Origin of the sequence: Flagellimonas aequoris (assembly GCF_003584165.1) — a bacterium.
Classification (GTDB): domain Bacteria; phylum Bacteroidota; class Bacteroidia; order Flavobacteriales; family Flavobacteriaceae; genus Flagellimonas; species Flagellimonas aequoris.
In genome coordinates this window covers 179,696-205,017 of record NZ_QXFJ01000015.1, presented here as the reverse complement: position 1 = coordinate 205,017, position 25,322 = coordinate 179,696, and the positions used below count along the sequence as shown (strand labels likewise).

23 protein-coding genes and 1 other RNA gene are annotated in these 25,322 nt (G+C 41.9%); 11 read left to right on the top strand and 13 right to left on the bottom strand.

The genetic code is table 11. The features are described 5' to 3' along the window. Positions 1-3 precede the first annotated feature (3 nt). A complete protein-coding gene (locus D2U88_RS06585) occupies positions 4-1,572 on the top strand; it encodes a PepSY-associated TM helix domain-containing protein (protein ID WP_119639496.1) in 1,569 nt (522 codons plus the stop codon). Here the strand turns inward: D2U88_RS06585 and D2U88_RS06580 are convergent, their stop codons facing one another. Continuing rightward, positions 1,573-1,938, bottom strand: a complete 366-nt coding sequence (locus D2U88_RS06580) for a DUF1801 domain-containing protein (protein WP_119639495.1) — start codon at positions 1,936-1,938, stop codon at positions 1,573-1,575. It abuts the gene before it with no gap. Between the two features lie 86 nt (positions 1,939-2,024). On the opposite strand from D2U88_RS06580, the gene D2U88_RS06575 reads away from it, so the two are divergent. Then, positions 2,025-3,140, top strand: coding sequence for an Sb-PDE family phosphodiesterase (locus D2U88_RS06575; RefSeq protein ID WP_119639494.1), 1,116 nt, complete (start codon positions 2,025-2,027; stop codon positions 3,138-3,140). A 2-nt stretch (positions 3,141-3,142) separates the two neighbouring features. On the opposite strand, the gene D2U88_RS06570 is transcribed toward D2U88_RS06575, so the two are convergent. Together D2U88_RS06570 and D2U88_RS06565 are read right to left on the bottom strand one after the other, a co-directional pair. Then, entirely contained in the window at positions 3,143-3,418 is a 276-nt protein-coding gene (locus D2U88_RS06570) for a hypothetical protein (protein ID WP_119639493.1), read from the bottom strand. Between the two features lie 79 nt (positions 3,419-3,497). Beyond that, on the bottom strand, positions 3,498-4,703 hold the full coding sequence (locus tag D2U88_RS06565; RefSeq protein WP_119639492.1) for an NAD(P)-dependent oxidoreductase: 1,206 nt from the start codon (positions 4,701-4,703) through the stop codon (positions 3,498-3,500). Between the two features lie 249 nt (positions 4,704-4,952). Here D2U88_RS06565 and ssrA point away from each other — a divergent pair. Beyond that, positions 4,953-5,351: a transfer-messenger RNA gene (gene ssrA / locus D2U88_RS06560) on the top strand. Between the two features lie 75 nt (positions 5,352-5,426). Here ssrA and D2U88_RS06555 read toward each other — a convergent pair. The 6 genes from D2U88_RS06555 to D2U88_RS06530 form a co-directional block, all read right to left on the bottom strand. Then, positions 5,427-5,954 carry a hypothetical protein gene (locus D2U88_RS06555; protein WP_119639491.1) on the bottom strand — a complete coding sequence of 176 codons (528 nt, stop codon included), beginning with the start codon at positions 5,952-5,954 and terminating at the stop codon, positions 5,427-5,429. A 9-nt stretch (positions 5,955-5,963) separates the two neighbouring features. Beyond that, the gene (locus tag D2U88_RS06550) at positions 5,964-6,296 is read right to left on the bottom strand and encodes a hypothetical protein (RefSeq protein ID WP_119639490.1); all 333 of its coding nucleotides are present in this window, start codon (positions 6,294-6,296) and stop codon (positions 5,964-5,966) included. A gap of 11 nt (positions 6,297-6,307) precedes the next feature. Further along, positions 6,308-7,525 (bottom strand): hypothetical protein, encoded by a 1,218-nt coding sequence (locus D2U88_RS06545; RefSeq protein WP_147833603.1) that lies wholly within the window; start codon positions 7,523-7,525, stop codon positions 6,308-6,310. Positions 7,526-7,825: 300 nt separating this feature from the next. Next, positions 7,826-8,440, bottom strand: a complete 615-nt coding sequence (locus D2U88_RS06540; RefSeq protein ID WP_119639488.1) for a response regulator — start codon at positions 8,438-8,440, stop codon at positions 7,826-7,828. Continuing rightward, the gene (locus D2U88_RS06535) at positions 8,437-10,302 is read right to left on the bottom strand and encodes a tetratricopeptide repeat-containing sensor histidine kinase (RefSeq protein WP_119639487.1); all 1,866 of its coding nucleotides are present in this window, start codon (positions 10,300-10,302) and stop codon (positions 8,437-8,439) included. Before D2U88_RS06535 ends, D2U88_RS06540 begins: the two co-directional genes overlap by 4 nt. Then, positions 10,299-10,934, bottom strand: coding sequence for a hypothetical protein (locus D2U88_RS06530; protein ID WP_119639486.1), 636 nt, complete (start codon positions 10,932-10,934; stop codon positions 10,299-10,301). Before D2U88_RS06530 ends, D2U88_RS06535 begins: the two co-directional genes overlap by 4 nt. 833 nt (positions 10,935-11,767) lie before the next feature. On the opposite strand from D2U88_RS06530, the gene D2U88_RS06525 reads away from it, so the two are divergent. Genes D2U88_RS06525 through D2U88_RS06515 form a run of 3 tightly spaced genes read left to right on the top strand, consistent with a single transcriptional unit; the run spans position 11,768 to position 14,260 of the window. After that, a complete protein-coding gene (locus D2U88_RS06525; protein WP_119639485.1) occupies positions 11,768-12,805 on the top strand; it encodes an SDR family oxidoreductase in 1,038 nt (345 codons plus the stop codon). Between the two features lie 8 nt (positions 12,806-12,813). Beyond that, positions 12,814-13,473, top strand: coding sequence for an NAD-dependent epimerase/dehydratase family protein (locus tag D2U88_RS06520; RefSeq protein WP_119639484.1), 660 nt, complete (start codon positions 12,814-12,816; stop codon positions 13,471-13,473). Then, a complete protein-coding gene (locus tag D2U88_RS06515) occupies positions 13,460-14,260 on the top strand; it encodes a helix-turn-helix domain-containing protein (protein WP_119639483.1) in 801 nt (266 codons plus the stop codon). Before D2U88_RS06520 ends, D2U88_RS06515 begins: the two co-directional genes overlap by 14 nt. 185 nt (positions 14,261-14,445) lie before the next feature. On the opposite strand, the gene D2U88_RS06510 is transcribed toward D2U88_RS06515, so the two are convergent. Continuing rightward, on the bottom strand, positions 14,446-15,210 hold the full coding sequence (locus tag D2U88_RS06510; RefSeq protein WP_119639482.1) for a 3-keto-disaccharide hydrolase: 765 nt from the start codon (positions 15,208-15,210) through the stop codon (positions 14,446-14,448). Positions 15,211-15,370: 160 nt separating this feature from the next. On the opposite strand from D2U88_RS06510, the gene trxA reads away from it, so the two are divergent. Further along, the gene (gene trxA, locus D2U88_RS06505) at positions 15,371-15,670 is read left to right on the top strand and encodes a thioredoxin (protein ID WP_119639481.1); all 300 of its coding nucleotides are present in this window, start codon (positions 15,371-15,373) and stop codon (positions 15,668-15,670) included. Positions 15,671-15,789: 119 nt separating this feature from the next. Here the strand turns inward: trxA and D2U88_RS06500 are convergent, their stop codons facing one another. Beyond that, positions 15,790-16,647 carry a universal stress protein gene (locus tag D2U88_RS06500; protein WP_119639480.1) on the bottom strand — a complete coding sequence of 286 codons (858 nt, stop codon included), beginning with the start codon at positions 16,645-16,647 and terminating at the stop codon, positions 15,790-15,792. Beyond that, complete coding sequence (locus tag D2U88_RS06495) at positions 16,644-17,489, bottom strand: universal stress protein (RefSeq protein WP_119639479.1); 846 nt, start codon at positions 17,487-17,489, stop codon at positions 16,644-16,646. Before D2U88_RS06495 ends, D2U88_RS06500 begins: the two co-directional genes overlap by 4 nt. Positions 17,490-17,755: 266 nt before the next feature. On the opposite strand from D2U88_RS06495, the gene D2U88_RS06490 reads away from it, so the two are divergent. The 3 genes from D2U88_RS06490 to D2U88_RS06480 are packed head-to-tail and all read left to right on the top strand — an operon-like array spanning position 17,756 to position 23,227. Further along, on the top strand, positions 17,756-18,832 hold the full coding sequence (locus D2U88_RS06490) for an efflux RND transporter periplasmic adaptor subunit (protein WP_119639664.1): 1,077 nt from the start codon (positions 17,756-17,758) through the stop codon (positions 18,830-18,832). Continuing rightward, on the top strand, positions 18,829-21,915 hold the full coding sequence (locus D2U88_RS06485) for an efflux RND transporter permease subunit (RefSeq protein ID WP_119639478.1): 3,087 nt from the start codon (positions 18,829-18,831) through the stop codon (positions 21,913-21,915). Before D2U88_RS06490 ends, D2U88_RS06485 begins: the two co-directional genes overlap by 4 nt. A gap of 1 nt (position 21,916) precedes the next feature. Next, positions 21,917-23,227, top strand: coding sequence for a TolC family protein (locus D2U88_RS06480; RefSeq protein ID WP_119639477.1), 1,311 nt, complete (start codon positions 21,917-21,919; stop codon positions 23,225-23,227). A gap of 27 nt (positions 23,228-23,254) precedes the next feature. Here the strand turns inward: D2U88_RS06480 and D2U88_RS06475 are convergent, their stop codons facing one another. Further along, complete coding sequence (locus D2U88_RS06475) at positions 23,255-24,382, bottom strand: aldose epimerase family protein (RefSeq protein ID WP_417935274.1); 1,128 nt, start codon at positions 24,380-24,382, stop codon at positions 23,255-23,257. Positions 24,383-24,591: 209 nt separating this feature from the next. On the opposite strand from D2U88_RS06475, the gene D2U88_RS06470 reads away from it, so the two are divergent. Further along, positions 24,592-25,311: an NUDIX hydrolase gene (locus D2U88_RS06470; RefSeq protein ID WP_119639475.1), complete on the top strand. Its 720-nt coding sequence runs from the start codon at positions 24,592-24,594 to the stop codon at positions 25,309-25,311. The last annotated feature ends 11 nt before the right edge of the window (positions 25,312-25,322 follow it).

The window sequence follows — 25,322 nt, the reverse complement described above, 5'->3', positions numbered from 1 at the left end:
ACTATGGGAAACCGCATCTACAACATCCTATTCCATACCCATACCGTGAGCGGTATTGTGATCAGTGTGGCACTTTATGTGATTTTCTTCACAGGCTCCTTTTCCTTTTTCAGGGATGAGATTGCCAATTGGCAACGTGGGCACGAAGTTTCCCAGGAAGATGCCATTCCAGGGAGTGTGGACCAATATTTAAAAGATCTTTCCGAAAATTACAACCTCCGAGGCAGGGATGTGGAACTCCGCCACTATTTCAATGAACGTAATATATCTGTGAGCCTATCGGCTTCCAAAGATTCGTTGGCCACTGAAAAAGACAAGGTCGGGGCTTTTTTCTACATGGATACCGAGGATAAGACCACCTCGGACTACAGGGGTTCCTATCACTTGGGAGAGTTTTTGTATCGCCTTCACTTTTTAGACCAAATCCCCTACCCTTATGGCCGATATTTGGCTGGACTGGTGGCATTCTTCTTTCTTTTTGCCATTATCACAGGTATTTTGGTTCACTGGGACAAAATCGTATCCAATTTTTACACCTTTAGGCCATGGGCCAAACTAAAGACCGTATGGACAGATGCCCATACCGCTCTTGGCGTAATCGGGTTTCCATTTCAATTTGTATATGCCGTTACCGGGGCCTTCTTTTTGTTGAAAGGGATTTTGATACTGCCCATCGTCATGGGCTTGTACGATGGTGACCAGAACAAACTGTATGAAGACCTGGAATACAACCATCCCATTTATGCTTATCAAAATGAAAAATTGGAACGACCCATCCCTATTGACAACCTAGTCGACGAAGTAAAAGAGGATTGGCCCGATTTTAGGCTCACAGAGGCCCATATTTTCAATTATGGGGACACCAACATGCACGTTTCCATAAGCGGACATTTGGGATATGGTTCCAAATTCAGTGGTGCGGGATATCGCATCTATAAAATTGGAGATGGTTCCCTTGTGGAGGAAAAAGTTCCCATGACCAACAATTCTTATCTGGATGGCGTAAAGAACATTATGTTCCGATTGCATTTTGGGGATTATGCCGGTTATGGCTTGCGGGTCATTTCTTTTATCCTCGGATTGATATCCTGCTTTGTAATCCTTTCAGGAATCCTGATATGGTTGGTGGCACGCGATAAAAAGAACATTCCCGAGAAAAGGCGGAAATTCAATCATCAAGTGGCCAATATTTATATGGCCATCTGTTTGACAATGTATCCCGTTACTGCTTTGGAATTCATCATAGTCAAGTTTGCCCAGCATGTGGATATGGCCTTCCTTTATCGAACCTATTTCCCCATTTGGTTGGTGGCCACTCTTTTCTTCGTTTTCAAGAAAAACATAAGCTTTACCAATAAATGGACGTTGATTTCGGGTGGTATTTTGGCTTTGTTAATTCCCATTACCAATGGACTTGTCTCTGGTAACTGGCTTTGGACAGCTTACAGGAATGGACAGGAACAAATTTTGTTGGTAGACTTGCTTTGGTTGGTGTTGGGAATGGTGACCCTGTGGATTGCCTTCTTCAAGTTGAAAACAAAACAAACCGAGTTTGTCCCAAGTAAAAGTTGATCATTTCCAAAACCCTTTGTAGTTGACGGTTTCCGCATCTTGGATGACCTCTACAAAAACTTCGGCATCCAAATCATCCAAATTGAAATAGCGTAGGGATCTCATCACTTTTCGCTTTTCCGTCACCATTTTGTCCAGATGGACGCTCAGGTGCGCTGAGCTCCAAAAACCTACATCCACATATCCTTTTTTACGGGACACATTGAAATAACAGAAAGGTTTTCCATTCAAATAATAGAACGGCAACCGGTACTTGAACTTTAGTTCAACCTTGGGTGCCGTGGTCTCCACCAATACCTGTAATTGCAATAAAATGCTCTTAAAAGGTTCCTCTTGGTTCAGTATATAGTCTTCGGCCGGATTCATGAATTAAAATTCGAAAAAACATTTCAATTAACCGTTTCTTAAACCAAAGAATACGTTGGTTTTATACTTTTGGAAAAACCAACGACATGAAATTCCATCCTCTTTTTATTGCCCTTGTTTCCACTTTGGCCCTATCCGCCCAAGACCATTCGCACAAAAGTTCACGAGCCATCACCTTCCCCGATGTTCCCGGATATAAAACCTTGAAGACCGACCTTCACCAACACACGGTTTTTTCAGATGGAAATGTGTGGCCGACCATTCGAGTGATGGAGGCACTTCGCGATAATCTGGACGTTATTTCATTAACGGAACACATTGAATATCAACCCCACAAAGAGGATATACCCCACCCAGACAGGAACCGATCGTATCATTTGGCACTACAGGAAGCCAAGAATCATGACCTTTTGATCATCCACGGGTCTGAGATTACAAGACAGGCTCCCATGGGACACAATAACGCGGTCTTTATACAGGATGCGAACAAATTATTGAATGAAAATGCCGAAGATTCCTTTGCAGAGGCCAAAAAACAAGGCGCTTTTATCTTTTGGAACCATCCGGCATGGTATGCACAGTCCCCACAGGGAACACCTATTTTGAGTGATTTTCAAAAAGAACGGATCAAGAAAGGTGAGCTCAATGGGATAGAGGTCATCAATACCGGTGATTATGCCGAAGAATCCCTGGCCCTTGCCTTGGAAAACAATTTGACCATTATGGGAACCAGTGATATCCACGGCCTCATTGATTGGGATTATATCGAAAAAGGGCATGATCGTCCCATAACTCTGGTTTTCGCCAAAGAAAAAACTGCCGAATCCCTCAAGGATGCTTTGTTTGCCGGAAGGACCGTGGCGGTCTTCAATTCACTCTTGGTCGGGAAGAAGGAAAACTTGGTCCCGCTCTTGAAGGCCTGCATCGAAGTCGAGAAGGCCGAATACATCAACAAAACTTCCATTTTGGAAGTTACCTTGAAGAACGTTTCGAGTAGCGACCTCATCTTTGAAAACCAGATGCCCTACACGTTCTATTCAAGTTCCCCTGTATTCACGGTTCCTGCTGGTGGCACAAAGACCATCAACATTAAAACCTTGGAAAAGAAAGATGGGATAACCTTAAAACTGAAAGCATTGGGTGCCTATGTGGCTCCAAAGGAGCAACCCACCATTGAATGGGCCATCAAGGTTGAGGATTAAGTTTAAGCGACGGAGGAAATATTGGACCCATTGATTTCCGTATCAAAATCGGGTAACATTTTTTTGATGTATTCCATGGGTGTCTTTTCGGAGATCCAGACCCATTTGCGCTTGAGGTCCACATCAAAATGAAAACAAGAGAAATCACTACAAAAATCCCCATCGATTTTCTTTAAAAGAAATCGGGTAATCTTTGGCCTTAGGCTGTATTCCATATCGATACAAGCCCTTTTTGTGGCCAGGTTCTCGTCACCCGAAGTCAACCAATTAAAATGCACTTTTTAGAATAATAGGACAGACAATATACTAAAAAACAAGAGATTACCAACCAAAAATTCTTGGTTCTCGATTTACGGTCTATTCCTTACCGTCAACATAATCCTGCAGGTACAGATATCGGGGGGTGAGTTTGCCATTTTGGGTCATCCGCGCCCGTTCCAAAATACCATCCTCGTCCTTGTTGAAAAAAGCAGGAATCACATATTTGGAGAATGCTTCCCCAAACCCATTGCTTGCATCGCGTGGCAATTCGCATGGTAGATTGTCCACCGCCATTACGGCAATGGCATTTGGCTTGGTATAATCGGTTTCCGATTCCGAAATGGGATCATAACCATAAATAGGGTCCGCAATGGTGGATGCCCTAATGGTCGTGGCCACAGGTCCATCAATGTCGCAACTGATATCGGCCACTACTTTTATTTTAAAGTCAGGGTGCTTGACATCCTCTCGGGTATACAAATAAGGGGCACCATCACCATAAAAGTGACCGGCGATATAAAAATCGGTCACCTTTGCAAAACGGAAAAAATTGGATCTGTACTCTTGCGGGTTTTTAAAAAAATCCGCCTTATTGCCTCGTACCCCGTCCTTGCGTTTGTTGTATTCCGAAGCATCAATCTGGCAATAGACCGGTTCTGAAAAAGTCTTTTTTAAATAATCATCTACACCAACTTTCTTTAGGCCCATGCCGTCCAACATTTCTTTGGCGCCATTGCCAACCCTACCCCTTCCGGTCAATAAAATCTTGATATTGGGCAAACTCACCTTTTTGAGCTCTGAAATCAGTGCCTGTTGGTCTTTCAACATTTCTGCTTTTGGTAATTGGAACAGACCAAACTTTAATCCATACGTCCTGAAACCGTTATACGCCCCAACAATCCCTGCATACCTACCAAAGGCCACCAATCGCTGTCCTTTTGGGTTGGTAATGACTTCGTGGTCATACAACTCGATGTTTTTATCCAAGATGGCGCGAAGCAAATCCCTGTTGTACGGCTGTTTTTTGATGGTGTGGGAAAAGAAAAAATACTTTTTGTTCGGAATTAGGTCATCGATGGGGACTTCCTTTACCCCCAAAAGCACCTCACAAGCATCCATACTATCCACTACTTGGAGACCTTTTTCTTTGTATTCCCCATCCGTGAACACTCTGATGGGCGACGATTCCACTAAAATTTGGGCCCCGGGAAACTGGGAAAGGACATTTTGGCATGCTGAAGGAGAGAGCACTACCCTACGGTCTGGCGGGTTTTTTCGCTCGCGAATGATTCCGAATCTCATAAAATGTTTTGGTATAATTGTTGACCAAAATAAGAGGTTTGGCAAGGGTAAACAAACTTTTTATCTTTTGATCGATATGGTTACCTTTGCCGACCGCGTTAGGGATAGAGGCAAGTACCTTGTACAGCCGATAGCCCGACCCTCGAGAATTCGAGGGAACGCCCGCTTTATAACTGCACTCGGTGCAGGCCAAGTTCTTTGATAAAAATGGGAGAGATTCCTGCCTTCGCAGGAATGACATCTCATTATGGGGCCGACCGGTTTTGACAGCAAGACCAATGGCTATGTAAGCATGCCGAGCTATGGAATTGACGCTCGTTAATATCCGTTCCAACCTTTTAAATGGCGAGTCTAACTACGCTTTAGCTGCCTAATTGACTGAAATACAGTAAGTCATGGCCTAGTCCCGCAAGGCGGGAAAGCTGAATGTCCCTTGACAGCCCTTGTTGATGGCGGTCTTATTAGGGGCACCATAAAAGTCAACATAGCGATCTTATAGCTTCGTTAAGGTCGTAAAGCTAAAGAAGCTAAGCGTACGATAGGCGGTTTTCGGTCGGTCGTGCGTCGACAACCAAACGGAAACTAAGCATGTAGAAAGCATGGTTATTGCTTGTTTGGACGAGGGTTCGAATCCCTCCGGCTCCACTTAAAAAAAGCCACCTTATAAGGTGGCTTTTTGCTTTACAAAAAGCATTTGACAATTCTAAAATTATGAAGTTGATGTTATGCAAACCTTCCCTTTTTTGCAAAACAATTTAAAACAGCACAAGGATCTTCGTCTTCAAGTGTTTCATGAATATAGGATTCCAAGTCCTTGTAAGGGATATTAGTCCCATTTGGCAATCTGTAATGTGTTCTCGCTGGTTTAAAAATTGAAATAAGCCTAATTGGAAGAAACAGCAAAATGGTAAAAACCACTACAATAATGGCAATAACTATCCTGAAAAACAATTTGGCACCCCTATACTCTTCTTCTTTGTCGCTACAATATGCCAAAAGGCAATGCTTTGGACCGTCCAAAGGGTAAAACGTAAAATCAACAATATTTTCAAGTCTTTTCCAATATAAGTCTCTTTCACCATCCTTGCCATGGAGATTGAAACCAATTCTCGCCGAGATGGTACCATCAGCTATCCCGCCACCAAGCACATTTCCCAATTGGTCTAAGGCAATCAAAAATTGTACAATCCAACTGTACTTAACCTCAATATTGTTCTTTACCGCTTCTTGTCGTATCTGACTTAAATTCATCCCCTAAATTTAACCAATCGGATTGAAAAGATACACCAAAACAAATACAGCTATAGCGCCTGAAGCCGTTATAGCAGGCTCTTTTTCAGCCAAATTGGCGGGTTCTGGATCACCACTTGCATTTGTGAGCATGTGCATTCCATTTTGGTTATTCTGGTACCGTATCTGTAGCATACCAGGAATTGAAATGCTAATGGCAGAGGCAGCCAATGCTATAAGTACACGAAACACCCATAAGGCAAAATCTCCTTCCGGGAATTGAACACGATTAACAATTAGTGTGACTATCCCAAAGGCCAATATGCCAAAGAGAAACATGATTCTTGCATTTGAATTTTTCATAATTGGAAATTTTAGTTCTTAGTTGACCCTTGCTTACTCAAATTAAAAGTAACACCAACAAAAAATGCCGGGCGATACACTTTATCGTAATTGATGTTTGTATTGTCCTCCGACAGAAAGGTCCTAATACCGTTATTGGCATCGGACAGGTTTGCCGTATTGAGTTTGTCAATCTTTGTCATGGATACCCCTGCCGTAAACACAAGCCGGTTTGATTCTGTAAAAAGTGCAGATAACCCTAAATAAAAACCTAGATCAGCATCATCTTCCACACTTAATCCTGCTGAAATACCAGGCTGTAAATCATGTATTCCCCTAAAATAAACATGGCATAAAGCTCCCAAGGCATGGGTCATTTTATCTTTGTTGTCCGCCTTAATGGATGTAGCGGAGGAGCCATCTGTACGGAAGCTGGAATAACTATCATTTCCTTTAAAACTCAACAAATACCCACTGCTGAAATTGACTTTGAAGCCACCCCGTGTCCTGATGGTTATTGGCTTGTAGGTATGTAGGGTATCGCCTTTTGCATTTTTAAGAGCAATTTTAGTGGTGAAAATATCCCCCATGGCCTGACCGGCATCCCCATAAATTGTAAAACATGCGTCTTTTATTTTCTGATACAACCGAATCCCTGCGTTTACCTTGTTCTCCAGATTTTGCTTGTTCTCCTTCTTGTGCAGCTCTTCATAGGCTTTCTTTACAAAATCGTATTCTGCCTTAAACTTTGGCTGGCCAACTTCCACTATAGCCATACTTTCGATGTTTCTTTTTTCTCCACTATCAAATGTCAAGACAACCGACATGGTCCCTATTTCTTTCATCGCGTTTATCTCCTCATACAATTTTTTAAGCTGAAAATATGCCGCATCCAAGGAGTTCAATGTTTTGGGTAGCTTCTTATAAAGCTCGAGAGGTATACTGTCTTCATCAAAATGGGACTGGACCATACTCCCAGCATGCTTTTTGAAGACATCCGCGTTCTCAATAAAAAGATGGTCGTTCAACAAGGCCACCAATTGGCCTTCCAATTGGGTATAGCCTTCAATTTTTCTAAAGTATTGGACAAATTGTTTTAACTCTGAGAGAAAATCTACATCTGAAACTTCAGGTGCGTAAAGCTCTGCAGATCCATTTTTGTCTTTCTCAGCCTTTTTCAATGCGTTTGTAATCATTTCCGGAATCTCAAAATCTATGTTTGTAGATTCACTTTCGCTAACTCCATTCACCAAAATGTTATTTACGTTGTTTATTTTGTATTTAACCCAAGATCTATAGCAAACACATTTTGGAATCTGGTTTTCCCCAAATGGGTTCAAAACAATGGCCGTTGAATCTTTTTTAAGGCATTTCTCTTTTTTAGAACATTGGGCACTTAGCAGTCCAACATTCAAAATCATTAGGAAAAGAAGTACATAGTTTTTCATGGCTATACCTATTAGTTGATAGTCCAAACCTATCGAACTTAGGTATTCAAGAAAATCCCCATTCATAGGGATTTTTACACTAACCCATTAAAAACAAGAAACTTAAAATTCGTATTTCTTCTCCACCGCATAACGCAACAGCTCCCCAGCTCCACTAAGTCCTAATTTTCGAATCATATTTTTACGGTGGGTATCCACAGTGCTTTTACCGATAAAAAGTTCGTCTGCAATTTGGTGGGAGGTTCTGCCCTTTGCGATCAGTTGTAGAATTTCCCGCTCCCGAGAAGATAAAATGCTTTGGGAGCTGTTTTTTTCGGCACTTGGTTGGTGAATTTTCTTGTCATAGTAGGTGTTTCCCGATGCTACCGCGCGAATAGCCTCCAAAACCACTTCCAGACTGCTGTTTTTGAGGATATACCCCTGTGCTCCGGCCTCCAGCATTTGTTTTACGGCTTCCTCTTGGTCAAACATGGTAAAGGCCACCACTTTGGTATAGGGCAATTCTTTAAGGATAGTTTTCGTTGCCTCAATGCCATCCAATTTGGGCATACGAATATCACAAAGGACCACTTTGGGGCGCTTCAGTCGGACCAGTTTGAGTAATTCTTCCCCATTGTTTGCATGGCCTATTATGGATATGTCATCTTCATACCTCACATACGATCGAATGCCATCGATCAGAGCCTGGTGATCTTCTGCTATGGCCACGGTAATCATACTGGAATATCGATTAGAATGGAAGTTCCTTTGCCCAACACACTGTCAACGGTAAAGCTGCCCTCCAAATGTTCCACTCGTTTTTCAATGTTGGTCAATCCCATACCCGAATTTACTTTGTCCAATTTGGAACGGTCAAAGCCTTTACCGTTGTCCTCCACAATAATGTTCAGGTTGTCCTCGTGTTGAGTCAACTGGATATTTACCTTGGTCGCGTTCGCATGCTTAATGGCGTTGGCCACCAGTTCTTGTACCATTCTGAAAATGGAAAGTTCCAAGGAATTTTCCATACGCTCCCCCAATCCAAAATCTTCCACCGAGACTTGCAGGGTATTGGATTCGGAGATGGACTTTGCCATTTTTTTGATGGCAGGCAACAACCCCTGATCACTCATAACCCCGGAGTTTTTGCTGTGGGCCATTCCCCGGATTTTTTGGTAGGCTTCTTCCAGCAATTTTTGAGCATTTTTCAATGCAGGGTCTTGGGTACTGACCTTGGCATTGTCAAAATGGAGTTTAATGGTTGCCATGAGACTTCCCAAATCATCATGAAGTTCCCCTGCCACTTTTTGGCGTTCTTTTTCCTGGCCCTCAATCATGGCATCTATACTGACCAACTCCTGTTCTTTGAGCAAGTTTTCCACCCGTTGTTGTTTTAGTTGAACTTCTTGTTCTGCCAGTAATCTTTTTTTGGCGGTATTTTTCTGAATTAAGATGGCGATTCCAGAGCCTAGGAAAAGTGCCAAAATTGCTGCAATTAACCAATTACGATTAGTTTCAGCCCTTTGTTGTTCTTTTAAAATCTGTTTTTCTTTTTTCTGTGTTTCAAGTTCGACATTTAGTCTAGTAACTTCCAGGGTATTAGTCCTGAAATCCAATTCAAAATCCTTTCTATATGCTGATAGCAAAAAGTCGAACGCAATATTTCTATCCTCCTGGGCCCGATAAAGAAAGGATTTATTTAAGTGTAAGTAGTAATTAGATCTTAGGGTATCCGCTTTGTTTAAATGCTCTTTGGCACTTTTTAAAAATGTTTCAGCTTCGACAAAGTTCTTTCTTTTAACGGCAATCATTGCCAATTTTATTAAAGCAAAGAATTTTACACTCTTCAAAAATGGATAACTCCCTGCCCCTAGATTGGCCTTTTGATAATATTCTGATGCCTCATCCGTATCTCCATTCAGGTCTAGCATCAGTGCTTTTTCATAAAATATATTTGCTAACAGAGGATTATCTTTTCTTAGTTGGTGTTCAAATTGTTCAAGCTTGTCCGCAAATTGGAAATAGTGCTCATTGAATTCATTTAATGTCTTTGAATAGAAAATCAGCTGATAAATTGTTGCCCAAACCTCATCTATGTTATCATCGATAATCTTTGTGAATTCCTCCAAGTATGGTTTGTAAGCTTCACTATTTTGGGCAATTTCATAATTATAGTATTTCATGAAAGCCAAAAGACAAGCTTTGCGTAGATATGATTTATTTAAATAATTAGCAATCGTATAAGCTTGGTAAAAATATTTGTAAGCGTTTCCATTCGCCCGATTATAAAACAAGTCCAGATAACCTAGCTTTAAGTTGATTACAACTCCCAGTTCATTCTCGGCGATTACCTTGTCATCCTGTTGGTCAATTTTTTTCAGAAAATAGGAAAGTTCCTTTTGACCTTCAAAGTATAGAACTTCCGCAAGAAGATGAAATTCTGAAGATAGTTTATCGTCATCTATTTTTTTGGAAATGTTGATTGCCTCATCAAATTCTAAACTTTTTAAATGTTTGAAGAAAAGAAGTTCTTCTTCTTGATGCGACGCAAATATTATCCAAGGTATGAGAAGAAAAATGGAATTAATGCTATTCCTCATTGAAACTTTAAGCTAACATTGCTTTGATGACATCTTGGTGAGGGAAATGGATGTGAATTTTTCAAGCTCTCCATGCTAATTCCATTAAATCCTAGCATGCCAGGCCTAAGTTCTTTATCATAGTAATCTACTCCGTTTCTATATTGAAACTCTGTATCAAAAATTCTAGTCCTAGGAATTTTGACTTTAAGAGGTTTTGAGTTATCGCGACTATTGCGCTCATCAATATCAAAACTAAAACCAGGCAAAGGATATAGTATTCGATTAAAAATCAGAGGAAAGCGTTCCCCTTTCTTTAACTCTATTGGTTTTTCAAAATTCAGATCTTTCTTAAAACGCTTTCTACCACCCCTTACCGCAAAATAAACATTGTGGTTTCCGTCAAAATGGAGCTTATGTGACGTAAATCCCAAATTTATAGTTCCTTGATAGTTCATCAGCAGTATAGTTAATTTTTTAAGCAAGTAAGATTCTCCTTCATTCACAGTCTCCAATTGAAATTTTGCAAATACCCCAAATAGAGTTTCATAGAGCTGAGATCCATATATAAAATGATAGACAGGTTTCTCTTCATTTTCGAAATAACCAAGATCGACTGAGGTTACAAGGTGCTTTTTTTCAAAGTGTTCCATACATTTAATTTTTCCAAAATAATTCTATAAATCCAAGTTAGAAAATCCCCACTCATGGGTATTTCTTATACGCAATGCTACTGCGGGTACTTTTACCTTAACAAAGAAGAAAAAAACAATCAGGTAATACTTTGAAGCTCTGTAAATTAGCTATTTATCATTTAAATCTATTGTAGATTTCCCTTAAAAAAACTGGGGTTTATCCGTAAAAGCTGAATGAAATCAATAAGAAAGTCACCTATTCGGTGAGCATAAATTATTGAAAGGCCGAAAAACCCTTATATATTAGGGTTTTCAAGTATAGGCTCCCACGTTCGAATCCACTATATACCCTACTGTAGGTATTTTGTTTACAGGGAAATTTGCTACGGAAATTGTTCCGTAATTTTGTTCCTTACTGCAACTTCTAGTCGAAGGCCAAATACTTTAAATTCAAAATTAGTTTTATCCGAAAAATCCATTTCGAAACAAAATGCCCATAACCAAAATCACGGTCACCAGCAAAATTCCAAAGGACATATAAGCCTGTTGTCTAATGTTTTTCATAATTTCAGTTGAGGATTCATATATATTGTAGGATTAATCCACTAACAACCCTTGAATTGTCTTGCCTTTTATAGATTTCTTAAAATCAATTTTTCTTTATTTTAATATCTGCTTACTCACATATATTACCACCGCAAGTAGCCCTTTCTATTATGGAACCCATTACGAGTACAGAGGCAATGTCAAGTATTCAAATATTTGGACCTTACAACAAAATAGCTTTGGACCTCACAACAAAGCAAGCAACTAGTTTTAAACGGAACTTTGTCTCATAAAATTCATGTACAATGAGAGACAAAAAAACTGTATTGGTTACAGGAGGAACTGGTTTTGTGGGGATACATACCATTCTTCAACTCTTACAGAAAGGGTACGCAGTAAAAACCACAATCCGTAACCTGAACCGAAAAGATGAAGTCCTTGAAATGCTCAAATATGGAGGAATCTCCACCTTCGATGACCTAATATTCGTAGAGGCCGATTTGACTAAGGACACCCATTGGGACGAAGCTGTGGGCAACTGCGATTATGTGCTGCACCTTGCTTCCCCTATTTTCCTTTCCTTGCCAAAGGACAAGAACGAAATGATCCGTCCTGCAGTGGAAGGTACCCTGCGCGTGTTGAAAGCGGCCAGGGATGCCAGGGTGAAACGAGTCGTGATGACCTCCAACTTTGGAGCTGTCGGTTACAGCCACAAAAATCCAAATACCGAGATTACCGAAAAGGATTGGACCGACCCCAACGAAAAAGGGCTCTCATCCTATAACAGATCAAAGGTTTTGGCGGAACAGGCTGCGTGGGATTTCATTGATAAAGAAGGGGGAGAACTGGAATTGAGTGTCATTAATCCAGTCGGAATCTTTGGTCCCTCCCTCAGCGGAAAATTGTCAGCTGGTTTTGAATTGCTAAAGAATCTTTTGGATGGTTCCATGAAGGCCATTCCCAATCTAAAAATGAATGTTATTGACGTTCGGGATGTAGCCGACCTTCATATTAGAGCCATGACCACCCCTAATGCACAAGGTCAGCGCTTTTTGGCTCTGGCAGGAGGCGAAATATCATTGCCCCAGATTGCGGAATTACTGAAACGGGAAATGCCTGAGATTGCCAAAAAGGTTCCCACAAGAATGTTGCCCGATTGGATAGTTTCATTGGGAGGCTTGTTCAACCCAAAATTGAAGAACGTAGCTTCCATGTTAAAGGCCAAACGTGATAAGGTGAGCAATCAAAAAGCTAAAGATATATTGGACTGGAGTCCCATTTCCACCAATGAGGCCGCTATTTTGGCTTCCGTGGAAAGTATGATTAAATTCGGGAACATATAGAAACGGTTATGGGACTTAAGATAGTATTGACCGGAGCAACTGGAATGGTAGGCGAAGGAGTTCTAATGGAATGCTTACAGAATGATAAGGTGTCCGAAATTCTGCTGGTAAGCCGACGGCATTACCCCCTAAAACACACAAAGGTAAGGGAACTCTTGATCCCAGATTTTTTGGACATTGAGAGCCATTCCGAAGTATTGAAGGATTACGATGCCTGTTTTTACTGTGCCGGAGTAAGCTCAGTTGGGATGAACGAAACCGAATATACCAAGATCACTTATGATACCACCATACATTTTGCCAAAACCCTTTCTAGGTTGAATCCCAAAATGGTCTTCAATTTTGTGACCGGAAGCCATACGGACAGTTCTGAAAAGGGAAAACTGATGTGGGCAAGGGTAAAGGGAAAGACCGAAAATGACTTGATGAAGCTCCCTTTTAAGGGACAATACAATTTTCGTCCCGGATTTATGAAACCGTTCAAGGAACAACAGAACGTAAAATGGTTTTTCACGCCCATTATCTGGGTATTTCCCCTCTTGTTCCCAAAACGCTCCCTAACCTTGTCCGAAGTGGGCAGGGCGATGATAAACACGGCATCAAATGGGTATTCCAAAAAAGTATTGGAAATATCCGACATTAAACTATTGGGGAATGAAGGTCACTGATATCAAATCCTGTTATATCGGCCCGGAAATCTCTCCGGAACAGTTTGTCCCCGAGCATTTTTTCTTATTTATAGCCAAGGGAACCATCCACGGTTATGACGGTGACAAATATCAATCCTTAAGGTCCGGGGAATATTGTCTGGTTCGTAAAAATCGTTTGGCCCGGTACAACAAGGAAAGGGAAAATGTGGAGTTTGAAAAAGTGGTCATCATTTTTGATGAGCCATTTCTTAAAGCGTTTCAAGAAAAGCATGCCCTGACCTCATCGGAATTTTTGCCAACCAATGCTTTTTTTCCCTTGAAAAAAAATGAACTGGTTCCAAATTTCATCCGCTCCCTGATGCCCTATTACAATGGGGTCGGGAAATTGGATGAAACCTTTGCGGACATCAAACGGGAAGAATTATTGCTTATACTGCTGCGCAACCAACCCGAACTGGCCAACTTGTTCTTTGATTATGGAACACCTGAAAAAATCAACCTAGAGGCCTTTATGAACCGAAATTACAAATTCAATGTGAGCACGGAACGATTTGCCTATTTGACAGGTCGCAGTCTATCTTCCTTTAAAAGGGACTTCAAACAGGTTTTTCAAGAAACTCCCAGTCGTTGGTTGCAACAAAGACGCTTGCGGGAAGCTCATTTCCTCTTGGACAAAAAGAACAAAAGACCATCCGAAATTTATCTGGATCTAGGATTCGAAGACCTTTCTCATTTTTCATTTGCCTTTAAAAAAACTTATGGAATGAGTCCAACTGAGCTTTATAGAAAGTATGAAAACAGTTAGGAATTACCCAATGGATCAAAAGAGATTTGTATTAAGGGACAAACAACTTTTTGATGCCGGCTGACACCATACCTAAGTGCCAAATTGGAACGAAGACAAATGGTTGGTGACCATACCAATCTCCTGTTGAAAAGAAAACAAAGGGAATAACCTTCTCTACCTGTAAATTTTTTCAATCAAAGGGTTTACAACTCCTTTATCTTGATATCCCGGAACCAAGTTTCAAAATACCAGTACTGAAGGGCAATCCTGCCTTGAGTGGCCTTCCCAAATTCGGCATATTTGGAAAAATGTGTGGCAGCGATCATTTTTTTCCATTCCGGGTCATTGAAATCCTGTTCCCCGGTAAGCACCCCGTTCAGGTAGAACTCCACTTTGCCATCCACTTGTTTGATCCTTGCCGTGTTCCATTCCCCTGGCTTCATTTCCACGGCATTTTTTTGGGGCGCGAACACGTAAAGGCATCCTGGTCGCTTTTCGGGAAGGTTATAATCCATATGTTCCGAGTCCAATATTTGATATTCAGGACCGGTCTGCCACGCTGTGGGTATCTCAGGATTTTCCTGTACATTGATAAAAATGCCACTGTTTCCACGACTCGAAATCTTCCATTCCAAGGTAAGTTCATAATTGGTGTAAGGTTTGTCGGTCAACAAATCCCCTGCTGTTAATGACTCATCATTTGCATTGCTGTGCAGTTCCCCGTCTACCACTTCCCAAACAGAATTGGCTCCTGGATTGTTGTACAGATGCCATCCGTTCAAGGTCTTCCCATCAAAGAGGAGTTCCCATCCTTGCTCTTTTTCCACATCCAACAGTTGGTTATGGGTCTCGTTTTCAAGCGCCATTTTTTTGGTTCGCCATGTTTGGGTCCCTTCCTTTTTACTTTCATTCTTGCAAGAAACCATGGCAAATAGAACAAATGAAAGAATTGTAATTTTTGTGTGCATTATATTTTGGTTTGTTAGATTGCGCAGTCCCTAAAATTAGAAAAAGAACTTGACCCATTCTAGGTCAATTGCATAAATGTCCTGATTTTTGAAAAATGACATTCATCAATTTGCATAAAGAAGGGTTTTCATACCTTGTATATTTAAATATTCTAAAGCCATGAAAGGAAATTTTTCCGCCCTGATCAACACGGACCAATTGGTGCTCATAGACTTTTCGGCAGAATGGTGCGGCCCATGCAAGATGTTGGCCCCTATCCTGAAACAGGTCAAGGATGAACTTGGCGATTCACTTAAAATCGTTAAAATCGATGTGGACAAGAACCAGGCCTTGGCCAATACTTTCCAAGTCCGTGGCGTGCCCACCATAATGTTCTTCAAGAACGGAAAACAGCTCTGGAGGCAATCGGGCGTACTTCAAAAAGCGGATATTGTAAAAGTGGCGCAGTCATTTATGTAACCATTTCTTCATTGAACAGCTTCTTGAAGAAATGATTTTAAATCCAAGAAAAAGGTTGGCATTTCTTGCTTTAATCATGGTTCCATTAAACATTTTCCTTTTGCACCCAAACTCAAGAATTACTCAAATAGGTGTATGACCAAAAAAGGCACTTGGGAATTGAATGCGATTTTTTTGATCACGGGTTCACGGGTGAGCCTTTCAAAAAATCCCTTATCGTGATTGATCATGGCCACCATGTCTATGGAATCGTCTTCCCCTATCGTTTTTTGAATGGTATTGTTGATGGTCGAATCCTTTTCCAGTTCCACAAAATCAAACCGGATGGATTTCAACTTGTTCTTTATGGTTTTTTTGGATTGTTCCTGCTCTTTTGCAAGCTCCCCATCCGCTACATGCGCAATACGGATCTTGGCATCAAAGAGTTCCGCAATTTGAAGCAACGGTTTTAATTCATAGGATTCAAAAAGGTGTTCATATCCCGTAGCCAATAATATGGTCCTTATAGTTCCATTGGAATGGTAGTCATCAGGTACCGCAATAATGGGGCAAAAGTCGATTTCACGGATCATCTTGTAAGCATTGCTTCCCATAAACACCTCTTTCAGTCCCGAGGCTCCTTTGGTTCCCATGATGATGTAGTCCACACCTTGGTTGTAAACGGTCCTGCCAATGGCATTCACCAAATTATCAACAACGGATAAACTTCTAAAACTATGCTCGGGATTGGAACTTACTCCCTGTATTCTTTCCAACGTTCTTTTCAGTTCCCGTTCAGATTCTTCCTTGATCAAATTGAACAACCGGGTATCATTGGCCATTCCCATTTTTGTGCTCAATCCTGAAGTTCCAACTTGATATGCGTTCAAAATAAAGAAATCACAGGCAACATCTTTAAAAATGGCAAGGGCATACACAATGGCATTCCATGCATTTTCGGAAAAATCCGTAGGCAATATGATACGCTTTTTTCTCATCTATTGAGATTCTGCATGACCAAAAATGGAATCTTGATCTTTAAACTTAGAAGATCCACAGTGGAACGATAGAGCATATCTTCAAAGAAAGAGTGCCTTGAATTGACCATGACCAGCATACCCACATTTTTCTCATCTATGTATTCCATGATCGCATTAGCCCTGTTCATAACGGCGGTGGTCTCAAAAAATAAGTAGGGTCTGGTAAGGACTCCTTCCAGGAACATCTTATTGTCTTCCTGTCTTGGGCTCAATTCCTCAAAATCCGTGATGTAAAGGCAATAAACATTGGATTTGAACTTTCCTGCCAAGTCTCCCAATAGTTTAAGCTCCCTACGCTTAAAGGGGAGCATATAATCCGTTGGAAAAAGGATGTTCTTCGGCTGCCTATATTCAAATTCCTCTGGGATGGCCAAAACAGGGCATTTTACATATTTGAACACTTCAATCGTATAACTGCCAAAGGTCGTTTTATGATCACTGGTCTCCCCTTTTGTTCCCATCACCACCAAGTCTATGTTCATCTCATCCACAAAATCATTGATTCCATCCACAAGGCTATCGAAGCAGGCAACCGTCTCAAAAGTATGTAAAGGATTGGGAGGCATTCCCACAACAATGTCAAGCAATTGATCCAATTTCTTTTCCGTTTCCTCCTTTTTCTCCAATTTCAGCTTCTCTATCTGTTCTTGTGAAGCGGTCTTGTACTCTCCGTACACTTCATCGGCATAGGCGTGAAAAATAAAAAAACATGCTCTCTCACATTTGTAGAGTTCCTGTGCATACCTCAGGGCATGAAGTGCATTCTTCGAAAAATCTGTGGGAATCAGTACGGTTCGCATGTTTATCTCTCTTTTTCCAAAGGTACTGGTACGGCCCCACCTAGAAAATGACATTGGTCAATCCGCCCATCAAACAGATTTTAACAATTTTGGGGAGAGGTATTGCGGTTTACACCTCCCTTTTTGTCGTTAACCCATAACATCTGGACGTTCAACGGATTCACTTGTTAAAATACATGCCCCGTTTTTTAAAGAACAAGGGTTAAACTATATCTTTGACAATGTGCTGTTTCTTGTTGAAACGCATTACCATCCACCAAACCAAAATGAAAGTAAAGCAGATTGTCTACATCTTATTAGTTGTTGGAATAGGTGCCCTTATCGCCTACAGAATCAAGTCCAACGCTGAAATAGGTAAAAATGTTGATTCCGGACCTAGGATCACCACAGTATCCGGAATGATCCTAAAACCTCAAGTGTTCAAGGATAACATCGCCATATCCGGTACTTTGGAAGCCGATGAACAGATAGAGATACGCAGCGAGGTCTCCGGAGTTGTGGAAAGCATTAATTTTAAGGAGGGAAGCAAGGTCACCCAAGGCCAAGTACTTCTTAAGGTGAACGATATTGAACTGCAAGCGCAATTATCCAAGGCACAGACGGCAAAAAAACTGGCTTCGGAAAATGAAAGAAGGGCCAAGCTACTGCTCGAAAAGCAGGCCATTAGCCAAGAGGAATATGATATCGCCAGCGCGGATTTCCAATCGGCCAGTTCGGAAGCGGACCTTATCGCCGCACAATTATCCAAAACAACCATAAGGGCCCCTTTCTCAGGAACCATAGGTCTTCGTTCCATATCCATGGGAACCTATGTAACGCCATCCACGGTCATCGCAAAATTGGTGAACACCGATGATTTAAAGATAACTTTTTCGGTACCTGAAAAATACGCTTCCCAAGTAAGCGTGGGCACCGTGCTCACCTTTACCACTTCAGATTCGGAGGAAGAATACAAGGCGACCATTTATGCCATTGACCCCGAAGTTGACATTACCACAAGAACCCTTAGGATGCGTGCCATTACGGACAACCGTGAGAATGGTCTTTATCCCGGGGCATATGCCAGTGTAAAGTTGCCTTTGGCAACCATAAATGATGCCTTGTTGGTTCCATCAGAAGCCTTGATTCCCGTTCAGAATGGAAAAAGAATCTTTGTATACCAGAATGGAAAGGCAAAGGAAGTAGATGTACAGATTGGAGCGCGTACCGGTAAAGCCGTGCGGGTATTGACCAATCTTCATGCCGGAGATACCATTTTGACTTACGGTGTCATGGCATTAAAGGATGGTGCACCCGTAGAGGTTAAACTTGAAGAATTCGAATCTTTGACCAACGTACAATGAACCTCTCTACCATAAGTATAAAACGTCCGGTTCTTACTATTGTAATGAACATCACCATAATCCTTTTTGGGATTATCGGATACACTTTTTTAGGGGTAAGGGAATTTCCTTCCATTGATCCTGCAGTGGTATCCGTTCGTACCAGTTATTCAGGGGCCAATGCCGATATTATTGAATCCCAGATCACGGAGCCTTTGGAAAAGGCCATCAACTCCATAGACGGGATACGGAATATCACCTCTTCCAGTGTACAGGGATCGAGTTCCATCAGTATTGAATTTGACCTGGACAAAGACTTGGAAGCTGCTGCCAATGATGTTCGGGACAAGGTTTCCCAAGCATTGCGGAGCTTACCTGAAGACCTTGATGCCCCTCCCGTGGTATCAAAGGCCGATGCCGATGCGGATAGGATCATTTCCATGACGGTGCAAAGTGACAACAAGAACATTTTGGAACTTTCCGATTATGCCGAAAATGTGATTGCACAACGAATCGAGACCATTCCAGGTGTAAGTGGTGTCCAAATTTGGGGACAGCGAAGATACGCCATGAGATTGTGGATTGACCCTTTGAAATTAGCATCGTACGGACTCACCGTGGCCGACGTTCGTGCTGCCCTTTTGGCGCAGAACATCGAATTGCCATCAGGAAAACTTACTGGAAAGAATACCGAGTTGACCGTAAAAACTTTGGGGAATCTCAACACCGAGGAACAATTCAACAATATCATCATTCTGGCAGATGGTGAGAAATTGGTACAATTAAGCGATATCGGTCATGCAAGCTTGGAAGGTGAGAACATGGAAACCAAAATGAGTGATTCCGGCCAACCTATGGTTGCCGTTGCCGTGGTTCCCCAACCAGGAACCAATTACCTTGAAATCGCCGATGCTTTCTATAAGGAATACGACAAGCTACAAAAAGATCTTCCTGAAGACTTTAAACTGAACATTGTTATTGATGACACCGTGTTCGTAAAGCGGGCGGTAACCGAAGTGGCAGAGACCATTCTAATCTCCATCATACTGGTAATCTTGGTGATTTACCTATTCTTCAGGAACTGGTCCTTGGCACTGCGCCCCTTATTGGACATTCCGGTTTCCTTGATCGCTACATTCTTTTTTATGTGGCTGTTGGGATTCTCCGTAAACGTGCTCACCCTATTGGCCATTGTACTTGCTACAGGCCTTGTAGTGGATGATGGAATCGTGGTTACGGAAAACATTTATAAAAAAATTGAGGAGGGAATGAACCCCATAGAAGCAGCGATTAAAGGTTCCAAAGAAATCTTTTTTGCCGTTATTTCCATCTCCATTACGCTAGCTGCCGTATTCTTGCCCGTAATCTTTTTGGAAGGGTTTGTAGGTAGGTTGTTCCGGGAATTCGGTGTGGTTTTGGGCACTGCCGTATTGGTATCGGCATTTGTGTCACTTACCCTTACGCCCATGCTCAATGCATACTTGACCAAACCCGGCAAACAGAGCAGGTCCAAATTCTATCAGGTCACCGAAAAATATTTTGTGGCCATGAACGAATCCTATAAAAGTTCACTGGAAAAATTCATGCAACGCAAATGGCTCAGCATCCCTATCCTTTTTGGATGTATAGGCCTGATCGTACTGTTCTATTCCCTATTACAAAAAGAAACGGCACCTTATGATGACCGTGCTTTTGTTCGGTTGAACGTGACCGCTCCAGAGGGGTCTTCATATGAGTACATGGATCGTCTTATGACCGATATCACCGAACTGATAAATGACTCTATCCCCGAGAAGAAAGTAAGCTTGGTGCTTACATCGCCAGGGTTTGGATCATCCTCGGTAAACAGCGGTCGGGCCAACGTAGCTTTGGTAGACCCAAGTGAACGGGAGCGTTCCCAACATGAAATTGCACAAGATCTTGGACGATGGGCCAAGGCCTATGTAGGTGGTCGTTCCAATGTTTCCGAACGGCCCACCATATCGGTGAACCGCCGTGGTGGTCCCCCTATCCAGTTCATCATCCAAGCGAAGAATTTCGAAAAATTGGAGGAGAAAGTGCCTGAGTTCTTGGCAGAGGCCGAAAAGGACCCCACATTTTCTTTCGTGGATGTAAACCTGAAATTCGACAAACCTGAACTTTATGTTTCCATCGATAGGGAAAAGGCCGAAAGCTTGGGCGTTTCCGTAAGGGATGTTGCCCAGACCCTTCAATTATCCTTGAGCGGACAGCGTTTTGGGTATTTTTTGATGAATGGAAAACAATATCAGGTCATCGGGCAATTTGACAAACAAGACCGTGATGAACCCATGGACTTGACTTCGATTTTTGTGAAGAACAAGGAAGGGCAATTGATCCAATTGGACAACTTGGTTACCGTGGAAGAGCATAGCAGTCCGCCTCAACTGTTCCACAACAACCGATATATGTCGGCCACAGTTTCCGCCAACCTGGCCCCGGGAAAAAGTATCGGGGATGGTATCGACGCCATGAACGCGATTAAAGATCGGGTTTTGGATGACACCTTCACCACAGATTTAGGTGGGGAATCCAGGGACTTTGTGGAAAGTAGCTCCAATACGGCATTTGCCTTTGGGTTGGCCTTCCTTCTTATTTTCCTGATCCTGGCCGCACAGTTTGAAAGTTTCATTGACCCGTTCATCATTATCTTGACAGTGCCCATGGCAGTTGCCGGAGCTATGTTCTCTCTTTGGTTGTTTGGGGAAACCTGGAACATTTTCAGTCAGATCGGTACCATTATGTTGATCGGTCTGGTAACGAAAAACGGTATCTTGATTGTGGAATTTGCCAATCAATTACAGGAAGAAGACGAAAGTTTGAGCAAAATGGAAGCCATTATGAAAGCATCCGTTTCCAGGCTCAGACCCATATTGATGACCAGCCTTACCGTCGCTTTGGGCGCCTTGCCCATTGCTCTTTCCTTGGGGGCCGCTTCGGCTAGTAGAACAGGAATGGGAGTGGTTATCATTGGTGGAACTTTGTTCTCGTTGATCTTGACCTTGTTCGTCATCCCTGCCCTATACTATATGTGGTCCAGAAAAAAAGTACAACGACCAGAATTCAAAACCCTTGAACTTTCCTAGCATGGACGTAAAACATGTATTGAACATATTTTTGTTTGCGATAGGTGGTATAGCTTTGGGTAGTGCCCAAGACGTTTTAACGGTTGACGAGGCTGTAAAAATTGCCTTGGAAAACAACTACCAGATAAAAACAGCAAAGAACGACCTTCAGATAGATGAATTGGGGGTTAGCCCCGGGCAAGCTGGGATGTTGCCCCAATTGGGAGCAAATCTTTCGGACAACAACAGTGTACAAAGCCTTACACAAGTACGAAACGACGGTACCGTACAGGATCGTAACAATGTAAAGAACAGCAGTTTCAACTATGGCGTGGCCTTGGAATGGACTGTTTTTGATGGCCTAAGCATGTTTGCCAATTATGAGCAGCTGAAGGAAACCCAAAAATTAGGGGAAGCCGAATTAAAACAAGCCATTTTAAGCAAGGTCGGGGAGATTATGACCACATACTATGACTTGGTCCAGCAGCAACAGCAGTTATCTGCCCTTGACAGTACGTTGACCATTTCCCAACAACGTGTGGAATTGGCACACAACCGATTTACGATAGGCAAAGCATCCAAACTCGAGGTCTTGAATGCCCAAGTGGATCTCAATACGGACCAAACACAGATGCAGCGCCAGCTGGAATTATATAAGAACACTAAGATCCAGTTAAACGAACAATTGGCACGCGACCTGAAATTGGATTTTAAGGTAATCCCTGAAATTTTTGTGGACCAAACCCTTGACTTGGAAGAATTGGAAGCCTTGGTTGCTGCCGAAAATCCTCAGTTGTTGGCCGAAAAAATCAACAAACGGATCAGTGAACTGGAACTTAAGCAAATCAAAGCGGCCCGGTATCCATCCGTATTTGTCACCTCTGGATATAACATAGGGAATTCAAAATCGGAGCTGGGCTTTGCCACAAGCTCGGATTCAAAAGGATTTAGTTATGGTTTCGGTGCTTCTTTGAACCTTTTTGATGGTTTCAACCAAACCCGAAATGAGAAGAAGAGCAAAGTGGCCCTTCAAAATGCAGAAATTGCCATCTCACAGCAAGAACAAGAACTCGCATCCATGGTCAATACAACTTACCAAACCTATTTGACCAACATCAGCCTAATGGAGCTTGAGGAGAAAAACGAGGCCATTGCAAAGGAAAATCTCGACATTACGGTAGAAAAATACAGAATCGGTATTATCCCTACCATCGAGTTTAGAACTGCCCAGCTCAACTACATCAACGCTCAGGTTCGCCTAAGCAATGCCAAGTTTCAGGCCAAGGTTTCCGAAATTATTTTAAAACAATTGGCCGGCAACCTTGATATATAAAAAAGTCCCATCCTTTGGATGGCTTTTTTATTTGGTCAAAAACTTAAAAGTTGTTTTGGAAGTATAGGCCTCACCAGGGTTTAACCGAACAGATGGAAAACTGGGTTGGTTAGGACTATCAGGATAATGTTGGGTTTCCAAACAAAAGCCAGCTCTTTTCCCATAAATACTTCCTTTTTGGGCAGGTAGGGTGCCATCAAGAAAATTACCACTGTAAAATTGTACTCCGGGCTCATCGGTATACACTTCTAAAACACGACCCGTAGTCGGGTGATAAGCTCTCGCCCCGAGCTCGAACTCCCTCTCTTTCTTATTGAGTACCCAACAATGGTCGTATCCGTTGCCCAATTGCAATTGTTCATTCCTTGAATCGATTTCCTGGCCGATCAAATGGGCTGTTGTAAAATCAAACGGGGTACCCACAACAGGTTTAAGTTCTCCGGTCGGAATCAATCCGGCATCCACCGTGAGAAAGGCACCTGCATTCAAAAAAAGCTCATGGTCCAAAACACTTTGGGTAAAATTCCCTGAAAGGTTAAAGTAGCTGTGTTGGGTAAGGTTGACCACGGTCGCCTTATCCGTTTTGGCTTCATAGAGTACCTCAAGTTCATTGTCATCCGTTAGGGTGTACGTTACCTTCACGTCCAATTTACCTGGATATCCTTCCTCTCCATCAGCGCTCGTATAGGTCAGTTCCAAAACAGATCCTTTTTTAGTACTCTTTGCTTCAGCCTTCCATACTGCCTTATCAAAACCTTTTAAACCGCCATGCAGATGGTTCTCCCCATTGTTGGTGGCCAAAGTGTAGGTTTTTCCATCCAAATTGAATTTACCCTTGGCAATGCGATTGCAATACCTCCCTACCAAAGCCCCAAAAAAAGGGTTTCCATCCAAATAGGATTTGAGGTCATCGAAACCGAGCACGACATCTTCATATTTCCCCGTTTTATCGGGAGCGGTCCAACGGGTAATGATTCCACCATAAGTGATTACATCCACCTCCATGCCCTTGGGATTTTTTAAGGTGTATTTTTCAACTTGGGTACCATCGGGCATTGCACCAAAGGTGGTTTTTATTATAGAATCACTATCCATTTGAGTGTTGTCGGTTATCATGTTCGATTGACTTTCTTTCTTGCTCTTCTTACATCCCAAATTTAGAAGTGTTAGAAGAAAAACAAATATAAAGATGGGTACATTGTTTTCATGGCCATGTTCCATTTGTTGGTATCATTTATCAAGAACATACTTTAGCTAATTTAAATTTTTAAGCGCTCATTTGTTTTATTTGGGATTCCTGACGTGTTATTTGCTTAATAATTTTAGATTTAGGATTTTAGACCTCACGAAAAATTTCTGATCATATGGAAGCTGCCAAAGATGCCAACCTGCAACTCAATTATTACCAAAAAGAAGATCAGGTTCTTTTGGCAGTGGACTGCATTATTTTTGGATTCGACAAGGAGGATTTAAAGATATTATTGGTCAAACGTAATCTTGAACCTGAAAAGGGAAAGTGGTCCTTAATTGGTGGCTTTCTTAAGAAAAACGAGAACCTTGATCAAGCTGCCGTTCGGGTATTGAAGACCTTGACCGGCCTTAGCGACATTTATATGGAGCAACTGCATACCTATAGCAATGTAGATCGAGATCCCGGGCAAAGAACCATTTCTGTGGCCTATTATGCGCTCATCGACGTAAATGCACACAGATTCGGCGATATACAAATGGATTCTGCAAATTGGTTCGATGTGAAGAAAGCCCCCCATCTCATCTTTGACCATAACGAGATGGTACAAAAAGCCATTGCCCGACTCCGTAGAAGGGCATTGACCAAGCCCATTGGTTTTGAATTGTTGCCCGAGAAATTTACTATGAGGCAGCTCCAAACGCTTTACGAATCCATACTTGACAAAAAACTGGACAAGCGAAATTTCATCAACAAGATCAATTCCTTGGACGTACTGGTAAAACTCAATGAAAAGGATATGACCGTTTCTAGAAAAGGGTCTTATCTGTATGTTTTTGACAAAGAGAAGTACGAGAAAAAGGTGGAAGAAGACGGGTTTAACTTCAAGATTTAGATACCGAAAAT

What these genes read in the sequence shown, in the direction of transcription:
- D2U88_RS06585 (WP_119639496.1), top strand. Translation starts at nt 4, where the DNA reads ATGGGAAACCGCATCTACAACATCCTATTCCATACCCATACCGTGAGC.
- D2U88_RS06580 (WP_119639495.1), bottom strand. Translation starts at nt 1,938, where the DNA reads ATGAATCCGGCCGAAGACTATATACTGAACCAAGAGGAACCTTTTAAG.
- D2U88_RS06575 (WP_119639494.1), top strand. Translation starts at nt 2,025, where the DNA reads ATGAAATTCCATCCTCTTTTTATTGCCCTTGTTTCCACTTTGGCCCTA.
- D2U88_RS06565 (WP_119639492.1), bottom strand. Translation starts at nt 4,703, where the DNA reads ATGAGATTCGGAATCATTCGCGAGCGAAAAAACCCGCCAGACCGTAGG.
- D2U88_RS06555 (WP_119639491.1), bottom strand. Translation starts at nt 5,954, where the DNA reads ATGAATTTAAGTCAGATACGACAAGAAGCGGTAAAGAACAATATTGAG.
- D2U88_RS06550 (WP_119639490.1), bottom strand. Translation starts at nt 6,296, where the DNA reads ATGAAAAATTCAAATGCAAGAATCATGTTTCTCTTTGGCATATTGGCC.
- D2U88_RS06540 (WP_119639488.1), bottom strand. Translation starts at nt 8,440, where the DNA reads ATGATTACCGTGGCCATAGCAGAAGATCACCAGGCTCTGATCGATGGC.
- D2U88_RS06535 (WP_119639487.1), bottom strand. Translation starts at nt 10,302, where the DNA reads ATGAGGAATAGCATTAATTCCATTTTTCTTCTCATACCTTGGATAATA.
- D2U88_RS06530 (WP_119639486.1), bottom strand. Translation starts at nt 10,934, where the DNA reads ATGGAACACTTTGAAAAAAAGCACCTTGTAACCTCAGTCGATCTTGGT.
- D2U88_RS06525 (WP_119639485.1), top strand. Translation starts at nt 11,768, where the DNA reads ATGAGAGACAAAAAAACTGTATTGGTTACAGGAGGAACTGGTTTTGTG.
- D2U88_RS06520 (WP_119639484.1), top strand. Translation starts at nt 12,814, where the DNA reads ATGGGACTTAAGATAGTATTGACCGGAGCAACTGGAATGGTAGGCGAA.
- D2U88_RS06515 (WP_119639483.1), top strand. Translation starts at nt 13,460, where the DNA reads ATGAAGGTCACTGATATCAAATCCTGTTATATCGGCCCGGAAATCTCT.
- D2U88_RS06510 (WP_119639482.1), bottom strand. Translation starts at nt 15,210, where the DNA reads ATGCACACAAAAATTACAATTCTTTCATTTGTTCTATTTGCCATGGTT.
- trxA (WP_119639481.1), top strand. Translation starts at nt 15,371, where the DNA reads ATGAAAGGAAATTTTTCCGCCCTGATCAACACGGACCAATTGGTGCTC.
- D2U88_RS06500 (WP_119639480.1), bottom strand. Translation starts at nt 16,647, where the DNA reads ATGAGAAAAAAGCGTATCATATTGCCTACGGATTTTTCCGAAAATGCA.
- D2U88_RS06495 (WP_119639479.1), bottom strand. Translation starts at nt 17,489, where the DNA reads ATGCGAACCGTACTGATTCCCACAGATTTTTCGAAGAATGCACTTCAT.
- D2U88_RS06490 (WP_119639664.1), top strand. Translation starts at nt 17,756, where the DNA reads ATGAAAGTAAAGCAGATTGTCTACATCTTATTAGTTGTTGGAATAGGT.
- D2U88_RS06485 (WP_119639478.1), top strand. Translation starts at nt 18,829, where the DNA reads ATGAACCTCTCTACCATAAGTATAAAACGTCCGGTTCTTACTATTGTA.
- D2U88_RS06480 (WP_119639477.1), top strand. Translation starts at nt 21,917, where the DNA reads ATGGACGTAAAACATGTATTGAACATATTTTTGTTTGCGATAGGTGGT.
- D2U88_RS06470 (WP_119639475.1), top strand. Translation starts at nt 24,592, where the DNA reads ATGGAAGCTGCCAAAGATGCCAACCTGCAACTCAATTATTACCAAAAA.